Consider the following 12,274-nt stretch of genomic DNA (forward strand, 5'->3'; position numbering starts at 1 on the left):
CTATTCAGTATAAATATATTAAATACAGATTTAAGAGAAAATGCCTTGTTTTTCGGGAAAAGAAACATTCTGCTAAGTGAGATAAAACATATAGAAGTACATTGTATTCAATGAAGAAGAAATAATGGTAAGGGGTATATTTCGATTATGGAAAGAAAAAATGGAAAAGACACTAGTATTCTATTTAGAAAAATCAAAAGGAATGATAGGTTGGAAGAGAAGTTAAAAAATACAAAAAAGTATTATATTTCAATTTTTAAAGGAGTATGGGATTAATATGATTAATTGGGTATTTCTGTATTTAATAATAGGAATGTGGCTTGTCTTCACAGCAATTCTATTTGTATCCTATCGCTGGATTAAGGCTGCGTATCTAAAGCGTGTTAATGCTGCAGCATATGATTCGTACAGTGATAGACCCGCACCGAAAATTATACAACTGTTATACTTATTAGTTTTTATTCTATGTTTAATTTTCGTGATAAAAGTAGATATCGGTCCAATATGGGCACGCATGATAGTAGCTCCGCCACTGGTAGCTTTAGTAAAAATTCGTAAAAAGCCGGAGCATGATATTTTCATAATCCTGTTAATCTTTACCTTATGGCTCGGTTCATTATTTACTTATATGCTTATTGGGTTTCCACCAAAATCTCCAAAGTTACAGATAGGCAATACTACAATTACAGCAGGACATACAAGTTATCAGGAAATAGAAGATAGCGGTTTGATTCTTAAATATGTAGAAAATCCATATCTCAATGGAGTCAAAGAAGAAAAATTTTACGATATTTATACAAGAGGTAATCATAAAATAATGAGAGTGGCTTTCGTCGCCAAGAGTGGGAAAGTGACAAATAAGTCACCCGTAAAAGAAATCTATATTGACAAAGATCATTTCAAAAACATAAAAGATGAGAATTTAGTAATGAAATTCGATGAAATCAATCTCTTAGAATCAGTATCTCAGAAATGGCTAGATTCTTTATCAAATAGAGGAGCTTCAATTTTGTCTGCAAATCCAACCGTAGACAGTAAGGTTGGTGAATACAACTTGAGTTACAATGGCAAGCCAAAAACCGGATTTTGGTCGCATCAAAATGTAAATATTCAAACCGATGAAAATGGGAATATTGAAATCTTAAGAATCATCGCAACATTTTCATAGATGAATTAGGCGGTTGGAAAAGATGAGGTATAAATTAGAATCTGTAAAACAATTTTTAAGGTGATTATTGATGAAAAAGTATATTTTAGCTTTTGGTTTAGTTATTATTGTAATCTTTTCAATAATGTTAACCGGCTGTTCACATACAAAAGAAGATGAAAATAAAGTCATGCAATTTCTTAATGAGGTGTATGGAAAAGAGTCTTACATCGTTCAAAAAGATTCTAAACATAAACATCACTATCTTGTGAAACTCAAGCAATATTCGGAGCTTGAATTTACGGTGACCGTATCACATCAACCCTTTACATCGCCCTATATATGGAGCGATTTTAATGAAGTTTTTAGCGAACACGCAATCAAGAAATTCAAAGCATCAAAGGATTTAGGCGCAGATAAACTTGAATATTTAGATCCGGAGTTTATATATAGCACAAAAGTAAGCTCTCTTAAAGAATTAAAAATATCCTATGATAAATTGGTAAATTTTATTGATTTTATTTCTGAAAAATATCCTATCATCGTTGATACCGGCTTGCTTGATATAAGGCTGAACGTTAGCGGAATCACGTTAAAGGGAGATGTTGAATCCGAAACTAAATATTTTGATATTTGTAAAGCAAAAAATAGAAAATTAACCATAAAGTCTTATGAGGAAATTTATAATGAGCTTGCTTCTAAAATAAAAACTCAAAGCCAAAGTTCAAAAGGTCTTGTTTTTAAAGCAAGTACAGGGCGTGCATTTTCTTTAGGAGGGGATACATTTGAAGATTGTCTTTATAAAGGGTTAAAGCCTAAAGATTTCGATGCAAAAAAACTTAAAAAAATCATTTTAAAACCGGGAGAAATGAGCGATATTTATACTTTTGAAAGTACAGACAATTATCATGATGTAAATATAAAGTTGCAGGCAAAAAACTTAACAAGTTCCCCTTGTTCTCTATACGATGCAATAATAGTAAAAGCTGATATAACAGGTTCAAAAACAATATCTATTGGTAGTACTTCGATTGAACTTGAGTTTGATAAACGAAGAGAGTGGATTGATCCATATAAGGCACTTAAAATTTCTCCACCTAAAACTAATGAAGAACTTAAAAAGGGTGTTTCATACAAAAATATAAGGGTTCGCTTTGAAAAATATAACTATTGGGAAGGTATTAAGAAAGTAACTTTGACATCGGAACAATAATATGCATTTCTGATTGTGGTTGTATCAGAAGTTGAACATTACTTAAAAAAGAAGAAATGAAATAAGCAATAACAAGTTATTTTCTTATGATATTTGTTGGGAAAATTATTCAGCTCACTATCGGTTTACCTTGAGAATGGATAGAAAGCGAACTACCTTTGCCATAGAATATTTTAATTTCAATAACAGAATTTATGATTATGTTAACTTTATTATGTGGTTGAGCATGTTCTTTAAGAGAGAAAAAGGTATTCTCCTATGTGGTGATAAAAATCATGAAGATACCTTGATTCTATCCTCTGATATATCCATAGAACAACTTGAGAAGTGGCTGCAAAAGTCTGGGATATAAATGAAATATGTTTATGCATGTTATTTTCTTTCTGGATATTTTAGTGTGAGATTTTCAGCAAGTAATTAGCTTGTACAGTATATGACTTGATTAGCAGATTAATGCAAATCCCAGTTTATCGAGCTGAATAAAATTAAATATTGAAGATACAAGGCGATTAAGAAATAGAAATTTTAATCGCTTTTTTATTGCAATGAAAGGAATGATGATATGCAAAAAAATAATACAGGAACAAAGACGATAAAGAAGATTGGGAAAGTAACTTATGAGGTTGTCGTTCACTTTAATGAAAGTGCTACTGAAACCATGCAAGACAAATTAAAACGCATAATGCTTAGAGAAATGGAGAGAGAAAAACATCAAAAAGGCGATAAAAATGATTAGAAAGTCCTTGACAAGTTGTTACAGAGGAAGCATGAAAGACGGTTTCACCATCACTAATGAGAAAGAAGCTCCACCAACACCACCAAATAAAACCGTACCAAAAACAGAAGATAGAACCAATCTGTTCCTATACGCTTGGTTGATGTTTGTTTCAGGAAGTTTACTTGTTCTGTTGGGTATTAGAAAAAGACAACAGCAGGAGATTTTTAAGTAACCAAGATTAAAAATTAAATAAAGACCATACAACAAGGAAGATTTTCCTTGTTGTCATCAAAGGACTATTTATACCAAAGTATAGAAGTCCTCCTTTTTATTCCTACCAATAATGAAGACTTACCATTTAAATTCGCAATATCTTCAGCATAGATATAGGAATTTTGGTATAATAACTTAGATTGTAGGAGAGTTACATGTTCTTAAAAAGAGTAGAGATGCAAGGCTTTAAATCTTTTGCGGATAAAACCATTATTGAATTTGACCACTCTATTACGGGAATTGTTGGACCGAATGGTTGTGGAAAATCGAATATCACGGATGCGATTCGTTGGGTTTTAGGTGAGCAAAGTGCTAAAAGTATGCGTGGCGATAAGATGAATGATGTTATATTTGCGGGTTCTGCGAATCGTCGTAGGGTTAATTTGGCTGAAGTTACTTTGGTATTTGATAATCGAAATCATATTTTAAATCGTCAAGAAAATGAGGTGGAAGTCACTCGTCGTTTATATCGAGAAAGTGGGGAAGCCAATTATTTAATCAATCGTCGACCAGTGCGTTTAAAGGACATTGTAGATTTGTTTTTAGATACAGGTTTAGGAAAAGATTCTTTATCCATCATTTCGCAAGGTAATGTGTTATCTTTTGCGGAAAGTAAGCCCCTTGAAAGAAGAAGTATTTTTGAAGAAGCGGCTGGAGTTGCGAAATATAAGAAAAGAAAGTTAGAAACCTTATCTCGTTTAGAACGCGGTGAACAAAATTTAGAACAAAATCGTTTCATTCTTGCGGAACTTGAGAAACAAGTCAATCCATTGAAGCGCCAAGCCAAGAAAGCTGAACTCTATCGCCAGAAAAAAGAACGTCTACAAAAGATTGAGATAGCCGTATTAGTGAATTCTATTCGTCAGTTATACGAAAATTTAGAAGCTTTGGATCAACAACTCTTTGATAGCAATACCAAAAAAACTGTCTGCCAAACCGATATTGAAGTAGGTGAAAGTCAAATTCAAGTTTGGCGTAAAGAAATTCATGAAATGGATCACCGTGTTCAACAGTTGCAGGACCGGTTGATGAACGCTAATAATTCTATCGTTTCCCTAGAGGCAAGAAAGAGTGAGTGGGAAGAAAAGAGTAAGTATATTTTAGAAGTTGGTAATTTAGAACAACAGCAACAAGAACTACAACATCTTTACCAAAATGCTAAATTAGAATATGAAGATCGTTTAAGTCGCCAAAGAGCGTATGAACAAGCTATTCAATTGAGTCAAAGCCAATTAGCTTCCATTTCAACGGAATTATTGGATTATAAAAATGAATTGGACATTTCTTCTTTCCGTTGCCAAAAATTAGAAAATCATTTACAAGTTTTAGAACAACTTCAAAAGAATCCTTTTAACCATAATGCCGGTTTAAAAACGATAGTTGAACATCAAGCTTCCTTAGATGGTATTATTGGTGTTATTGGGCAATTACTCCAAGTTATACCAAATTATGAAGAAGCAATCTCAACAGCCTTAGGTGGTGCTATTAATCAGGTTTTAACGAATAATGAGGTATCTGCTCGTCATGCGATTGATTTCTTAAAGCGTAATCAAGCAGGTCGTTGTACTTTTTTACCATTAAACGTTTGTCAAGCACGTTATGTATCGAAAGAAGCTTTAACTATCCTTCAAAGCCAAGAGGGCTACTTAGGTTTAGCCAGTGATTATGCGACAATTGATTCAAAATACCAAGCGGTTATTGATGCTTTATTACAGAATGTTCTTGTTGTTGAGAATCTTGAAAAAGGAAATGAAATCTCGGCGTTGGTGCATCGCCAATACAAGATTGTGACCTTAGATGGTGAAGTGATTCATCGTGGTGGTTCAATGACGGGTGGTCGTTTGAAGCAAGAAACAAATCTAATGACCATCAAAAAAGAATTTAATACTCTACGAGCAAATCTAGATGCTTTATTAGCGAAGAAAGAAATTGCCCGAAGAAACTATGAAAAAGCTGAAGCTAATCGAAGAAAAGCGGCTTCTACTTTAGAAGAAAATCGTCTAGCATTAGCTTCCTTAGTGCCGGTGGTAGAAGCTAAGAAAGCGAGAATGGATAAATACTGGGCAGATTTAGAACGCTTAGGTAAGCAAGAAAAGCAAAGTGAAGAAGGACCTTCCTTTATCTTCGATTTAAATAAAGCCTATCAAGTTCGTGATGAAGTAACGAAAAAGATTCAAGCTCTTCGTGAACAACGTTATCAAGCAGAAAACCAACTGGAAAGAAAAGAAGCGAAGCTACGTCAAAAGCGTTCTGAACTAAATGATGTTCAACAAGATAGTCATCGTTTAGAAATTGAAAAGTCCAAACAAGAGACGAAATTAGAAAGCAACTTACAGCGCTTATCATCGGAATATAAGATGACCTACCAGTTTGCAAAAAAGAAAGTGGATGTACAAGACTTCAAACAAGAAGAAGCTGAAGTGCAACAACTTTGTCAAGAAATTGAAGCCCTTGGTAACATCAATATGGATGCTCCGGAGCAATATGCTGAAGTAAACGAGCGTTATGAAACCCTTGAAAAACATATTCAAGAGATTGAAACTTCTATTTCGCAATTGTTAAAGGCAGTAGATGAAATGGATGATGTGATGAAGTCACAATTTCAAGAAACCTTTGAACAGGTGAATGAAGCCTTCGGTGAAACCTTCAGTGCTATCTATGGTGGTGGTAAAGCTTTCTTGCGCCTACAAGATCCCAATGACTTATTAGGAACAGGAATTGAAATCTTTGCTCAGCCACCAGGAAAGACAGTGCATAATAATATGTTATTTTCGGGGGGTGAAAAGAGTTTGATTGCTTTATCGGTGTTATTCGCGATTTTAAAGGTAAAACCCATTCCATTGGTTATCTTAGATGAAGTGGAAGCGGCTTTAGATCCCGCAAACGTATCTCGTTTTGCTCAATACTTAACACATTATGTCGATAAGAGCCAATTCTTAGTGGTAACACATCGTCCAGGTACTATGGAAAAGGCAGATATTCTATATGGTGTCACAATGCAAGCACAAGGTGTTTCTTCTTTATTAAAGGTTAACCTAGTGGATGCGATGCACTTTAGCGATGATAACGCAAAAGGAGATGAACAATGAGTTTCTTAGATAGTTTAAAAGCTGCTTTTCGTAAGAAAGATGATCAAGCTACTTATTTATCCGGTTTTAAAAAATCCAATCAAAGTTTTGGCAATAAGCTAGGTGAAATGCAGTACCATTTCAAAGGGGTAGATGATGCCTTTTTAGAACAATTAACGATTATTTTATTAGAAGCCGATGTTGGTATTCATACCGCTGATTACATTTGTGAACAACTAAAGATTAAGTGTAAAGAATACCCATCCATTACATTTCATTGGGCGATGAATTTCTTAATTGAAACGATGCAAGAGTGTTATGAAGAAGTGGAAGATAAGCCAATTCAATTCAATGAAAATGGACCAACGGTTTTCTTATTAGAAGGAGTAAATGGTTCTGGTAAAACAACCACAACAGCTAAGCTAGGCTATTCTTTTCTGAAACAAAGTAAGAAAGTAGCCTTTACAGCAGCGGATACTTTCCGTGCGGGGGCAATTGAACAGCTTCAGGAATGGGGAAATCGTTTATCCATACCAGTGATTGCCGGCAAAGAAAATGGTGATCCAAGTGCGGCGATTGTGGATGGTTGTCGATATGCAAAGGAAAATCAGATGGATATTCTTTTATGTGATACGGCCGGTCGTCTACAAAATAAAGTAAACTTAATGGCTGAGCTTAGTAAAATGAATAAAGTGGCCGGTCGTGAGATTGAGGGAGCACCGCATAATACTTGGCTAGTCTTAGATGCGACAACTGGTCAAAATGGTTTATCTCAAGCTAAGATTTTTGCGGAAAGCACAAAGTTAACCGGTATTATTTTAACAAAAATGGATGGTACTGCTAAGGGTGGTATTGTCTTAGCCATTAAGCATCAATTGCATATACCGGTTCTTTATTTAGGCTTAGGTGAGAAACAAGAAGATTTACGACCATTTGATTTACAGTCGTATCTATACAGTATTTCCAAAGGATTAGAAGATGCCCGATAAGTTATACTACAATCAATTGCTGGATTTCTATGAAGAACTCTTAAGCGATAGCCAGCAAGAAATGGTTCAATACTATTATCGTCAAGATTTATCACTACAAGAAATCAGTGAATTAGAAGATGTTTCTCGTTCAGCTATTTATGATCGTTTGAAAAGAATTCGTTTAGAACTAGATCGTTTAGAAGAAGTCTTGGGCTTGTATCGTAAAAAAGAGAAAAGAAACCAAGTCCTTCAAGAAATAAAAAAACAAATCGATCCGAAAATTTGGGAAAAATTAGCACAATTAGAAGACTGAAACAGGAGGATATATGACAAAAGTAATTTCAGTAAATTCAGGCTCATCATCATTAAAGTTCCAATTGATTGACATGCCAAGTGAAAAGGTATTGGCTTCCGGTCAAGCCGAAAGAATTGGACAAAAAATGGGAGCTTTCGCCATTCAATTTAATGGTCAAAAGGATGCCTTTGAGCTAGCTTTACCAAATCATAAGGCAGCCGTAGACATTTTATTAAATGCTTTAGTGGAAAAGAAAATTGTTTCAAGCTTAGATGAAATCAAAGGGGCAGGTCATCGTATTGTCCAAGGTGGTGCTTACTTTAATCAATCAGCTGTAGTCGATGAAGATGTGGTACAAAAGGTAGATGAACTAAGCGTTTTAGCCCCTTTACATAATCCGGCTCACTTGGTTTGTTATAGGGCGTTTAAAGAAGCTTTACCAAAGATTGGTCATGTATTTGTCTTTGATACAGCTTTCCATCAAACAATGACACCGGAATCGTATATGTTTGCGACACCATACGAATGGTATGAAAAGTATGCAATTCGCCGTTATGGAGCACATGGTACTTCCCATCAATATGTCAATCAGAGAACAGCTGAATTAATGAAAGAAGATGTGCACCAATTGAATATGATTACTTGTCATTTAGGTAATGGAGCTTCCATTACAGCTATTAAAAATGGTAAGTGTGTGAATACCTCTATGGGTTTAACACCACTTGGTGGTATTATGATGGGAACTCGTTCGGGTGATCTTGATCCTTCTGTTGTTTTCTATATGGCTAAGAAATTAAATTTAACACCGGAAGAAATGGATGTGTATTTAAATAAGAAGTCAGGGATGTTAGGTGTATCTGGTATTAGCTCCGATGCCCGTGATATTCAAGCGGCGGTGGAAAAAGGGAATCCTCGTGCGCAATTAACGGTGGATATTTATACCAATCGTGCTGTGAATGTGATTGGCGGTTATTATATGCAACTAGGTCATGTGGATGCGATAGCATTCACTGCCGGTTTAGGTGAAAACGATGCCAACACCCGTGAAAGAATTCTGAAAGGCTTAGAAGAAGGGATGGGCTTATCCATTGATTATGAATTGAATAGTCAAATTCATGGTAAAGAATGTTTGATTTCAAAACCGGATTCAAAAGTGCAAGTGTATGTTGTGCCAACGAATGAAGAATTAGTCATTGCTAAAGATACGGTTCGTTTATTGGGCTTATAGCTATGAAAGAATTTTATCTTGAAAATGCACTTGTTTTAGTCAAAAAGATTGAAAGCTACAATTCTATCTGCATCTTTCGTCATGTGCATCCTGATTGTGATGCCTTAGGTTCTCAATTTGGTTTATATACTTGGTTAAAAACCTATTTTCCCGAAAAGAAAGTGTATGCTTTAGGTTTTGAAACCAGCACACAATTCGATTTTCCGGCTTTGGATGTGGTGGAGGATGAAGTTATTGAACAATCCTTAGCGATTGTGGTGGATACGGCTAACCAAGAAAGGGTGGATGATCAACGATTTTTAAAAGCCAAAGAAATCTTAAAAATTGACCATCATTTAATTCTTGATGATTATGGAAATACGAAAATTATCTTAGAAGGCTGTGCCGCCACTTGTCAGATATTGACACTATTATTCTATGCTCTTAAGGAATATCCTTTAACCAAAGAAATAGCGACTTATTTATACACGGGGATTCTAACGGACAGTTTAAACTTTACAGCGAATTACACGGATGCGGATACTTTATTAGCTGCCAGCTATTTGTTGGAACAAAATTTAGAACCAGCTAAGATTAGTCAACGCTTATTTGATCAAGATTTAATGACTTTGAAGTTTAAATCCTTCTTGTTATCTAAGATGGAAGTGTATAAAAATCATATTGCTTACGTGGTTTTGGAACAAGCGGATTTGGATGAATGGAATATTTCCGCAAGTGAAGCTAGATCGAAAGTGAATACTTTTTCCGGCATTCAAGAATTTTGGATATGGGCTTTATTTACTTATGATAAAGAAACCGGCTTATACGCGGGGTCTTTACGTTCCAAACAAGTAGCCATCAATGAGGTTGCGAATAAGTACCAAGGTGGTGGTCATAAGAATGCTTGTGGTGTTAAAAATCTTTCAAAAGAAGATATTTCTCGTGTATTAAGTGATTTACAAGAATTATTTTAGAGCATTCCATGGTGAATGCTTTTTTGTTTCTTGAAGAAAACAGGTATAATACTAATAAATTCATTAAGAAAAGGAGATTTCTATGCTAGAGATAAAGAATTTAAGAAAAGCTTATAAAAAAACAATTGCTGTGGACCAGGTATCCTTTCAAGTCTCTAGTGGAAAAGTGGCGGTTTTATTAGGACCAAATGGGGCTGGTAAATCCACAACCATCAAGGCGATTGCCGGCTTAATTAATTATGATGGTCAAATTTTTATTGAAAATCATCCTGCCAAAAGTTTAGAGGCGAAGAAGTTATTTGCGTATGTTCCGGAAATGCCAAACTTATATGAATTATTAACGGTTCGTGAACATTTAGATTTCATTCGTCATGCCTATCATAGCTCAATTAGTGATGAACAGATTAACGCTTATGTTGAACGTTTTGAAATGAGTGATAAATTGGATAAACTATCTTCGGAATTATCCAAAGGTATGATGCAAAAAACAAGTATTCTTTGTGCTTTATGTATTCAACCAAAGGTGATTTTATTGGATGAGCCAATGGTGGGGTTAGATCCGCATGCCATCAAAGAACTGAAAAAAGTAATTTTGGAATTAAAAGAACAAGGAGCAACGATACTTTTGAGTACCCATATGTTGGAAATGATTAGAGAAATTTGGGATGTGTTAATCATCATGAACCGTGGGAAAGTAATTCATGAGTTTGAAAAAGACGCTCAAAGTGATTCGGATATTGAAAATTTATTCTTCTCAATTGTTGAAGAAAGTACAGAAATAAAGGAGACTAGCGATGAGAATACTTTTTGATTTGAAATTTCGTTTATTCATCAATCGCCTTAAGAAATCATTTTCTAAACCAAGTAATATTATTTTAACCATCCTTATGCTTGTTATCTTTGGTTTTTGGTTATATGGAATGAATAACTTTGTGAAAATGATGCGTTTAACCAGTTCTAGTCGTTATATGTTGATGGTTTCGTTGATGGGGTTTTATTTAACAGTTCCAACGGTTCTTTCCTATCTAAAGAAACAAGGGGTGATTTTTTCCAAAGCAGATGCACAATTTGTTTTTCAAGGACCATTTCGACCAAAAGATATTTTGATTGTGAACGGTTTGATAGCCTTTTTACAGGGGTATTTAACAATTTTAGTGATTGGTATAGGGGGCATGTTTCTTTATCCCGAACAATGGCTTCGTTTTTTAGTGTATTTAATTTGTGATTTCTTCCTTTCTGCCTTAATCAATGTATCACTAATCATTCTTTGTTTTGGAAATGAGCGCTTAAAAGAGGAAGACTTAAAGAAGATTTCTAAAGCTACGTATGTGGCTTTGGTCTTGAGCTTAGTAATGGTCCTTTTATATACCCAACGTTTGGGCTTTAGTTTTGCTTCTTTTTATACTGTCATTCAAAGTCCTTGGTTGAAATGGATTCCTTTGATAGGGTGGGAGTTTGGTTTTGTTCAATTCATCTTCGTGGAAGTGAATACTGCGAATATTATGTCCGCTATTTTGTTTGTATTATCCGCTATCGTCTTGACCGTGATAGCTATTCGTATGAAATGTAGTGACCAATATTATGAAAAGGCAGAACAATACGCTTCTGAAGTAGCTAAAAAGGTTCAACAAGCGAAACAAAAAGACGGTTTCCCCTTGGTAACGAAAGGAAAAAATTTAAAGAAAGCTGGTGTTCAATACAAAGGACAAGGAGCTAAGGCTATCTTTTATCGCCATCTTTTAGAATATAAAAAGAAAAAATTCTTTATCTTTAGTTTCCGAAGCTTGTTATATCTAGCAATAGCAGCTTTGATTTTTTATCTTCGCCAAGATCCGAAATTTGTTAAGAATGTACTCCCATATCGTTGGTTTGTGATTCCGGCAATTTTGATTTATTCATCGACGTTTGGTTTTAACGGTCAATCGAAATGGATTCAAGAATTACGCTATCCTTATACGTATCTCATACCGGCTAGGTCTTTTCAAAAGTTGTGGGAAGCGACTAAAATGGATCATTTAAAAATGGCAGTGGATGCATTATTGCTATCAATACCTTGCCTTTGGATTTTAGATTTGTCTTTTTCTTACCTATTCATGATTGTGATTTTTGGATTATTAATTAATGGCAATCGTATGTATGTATCAACAATGGTGACGACTATTTTTAAGAATCGTTTGGGAACAATTGGTTTTTTACTAGGATACATAGAATGGATTGTATTAGGAATTATGTATGCAATTCCTATCTGGATTACCTATAAGCTAAGTTCAATCTTTTCAGCTTATGTTTTGTTTATGATTTTCTTTGGGATGATTGTTATTTTTACCTTGATAATGATGTATCTTTCTTCATTGTCCTTTCATCATATGGAGTATGTGGAAGAATAAAAAAGACGGGAAATTTTCTTT

General features: G+C 34.6%; 11 protein-coding genes. All 11 read left to right on the forward strand.

The window, feature by feature from the left end:
- The first annotated feature begins 277 nt into the window (after positions 1–277).
- The gene (locus JOS54_RS03375) at positions 278–1,168 is read left to right on the forward strand and encodes a hypothetical protein (RefSeq protein WP_203245661.1); all 891 of its coding nucleotides are present in this window, start codon (positions 278–280) and stop codon (positions 1,166–1,168) included.
- Positions 1,169–1,238: 70 nt separating this feature from the next.
- Complete coding sequence (locus JOS54_RS03380) at positions 1,239–2,360, forward strand: hypothetical protein (RefSeq protein ID WP_203245662.1); 1,122 nt, start codon at positions 1,239–1,241, stop codon at positions 2,358–2,360.
- 562 nt (positions 2,361–2,922) lie between these two features.
- Entirely contained in the window at positions 2,923–3,096 is a 174-nt protein-coding gene (locus JOS54_RS03385; RefSeq protein ID WP_203245663.1) for a transposon-encoded TnpW family protein, read from the forward strand.
- A gap of 31 nt (positions 3,097–3,127) precedes the next feature.
- On the forward strand, positions 3,128–3,310 hold the full coding sequence (locus JOS54_RS03390; RefSeq protein WP_203245664.1) for a hypothetical protein: 183 nt from the start codon (positions 3,128–3,130) through the stop codon (positions 3,308–3,310).
- Between the two features lie 196 nt (positions 3,311–3,506).
- Positions 3,507–6,440 carry an AAA family ATPase gene (locus JOS54_RS03395; RefSeq protein WP_203245665.1) on the forward strand — a complete coding sequence of 978 codons (2,934 nt, stop codon included), beginning with the start codon at positions 3,507–3,509 and terminating at the stop codon, positions 6,438–6,440.
- Entirely contained in the window at positions 6,437–7,408 is a 972-nt protein-coding gene (ftsY, locus tag JOS54_RS03400) for a signal recognition particle-docking protein FtsY (RefSeq protein WP_203245666.1), read from the forward strand. The genes JOS54_RS03395 and ftsY overlap by 4 nt, the downstream gene beginning before the upstream one ends.
- On the forward strand, positions 7,398–7,703 hold the full coding sequence (locus tag JOS54_RS03405) for a DNA-binding protein (RefSeq protein WP_203245667.1): 306 nt from the start codon (positions 7,398–7,400) through the stop codon (positions 7,701–7,703). The genes ftsY and JOS54_RS03405 overlap by 11 nt, the downstream gene beginning before the upstream one ends.
- 13 nt (positions 7,704–7,716) lie before the next feature.
- Positions 7,717–8,913: an acetate kinase gene (locus tag JOS54_RS03410; protein ID WP_203245668.1), complete on the forward strand. Its 1,197-nt coding sequence runs from the start codon at positions 7,717–7,719 to the stop codon at positions 8,911–8,913.
- A gap of 2 nt (positions 8,914–8,915) precedes the next feature.
- A complete protein-coding gene (locus tag JOS54_RS03415; protein WP_203245669.1) occupies positions 8,916–9,866 on the forward strand; it encodes a bifunctional oligoribonuclease/PAP phosphatase NrnA in 951 nt (316 codons plus the stop codon).
- Positions 9,867–9,948: 82 nt separating this feature from the next.
- Positions 9,949–10,677, forward strand: coding sequence for an ABC transporter ATP-binding protein (locus JOS54_RS03420; RefSeq protein ID WP_203245670.1), 729 nt, complete (start codon positions 9,949–9,951; stop codon positions 10,675–10,677).
- Entirely contained in the window at positions 10,661–12,253 is a 1,593-nt protein-coding gene (locus tag JOS54_RS03425; RefSeq protein ID WP_203245671.1) for a putative ABC exporter domain-containing protein, read from the forward strand. The genes JOS54_RS03420 and JOS54_RS03425 overlap by 17 nt, the downstream gene beginning before the upstream one ends.
- Positions 12,254–12,274: the final 21 nt, after the last annotated feature.

Origin of the sequence: Bulleidia sp. zg-1006 (assembly GCF_016812035.1) — a bacterium.
Lineage (GTDB): Bacteria > Bacillota_I > Bacilli_A > Erysipelotrichales > Erysipelotrichaceae > Bulleidia.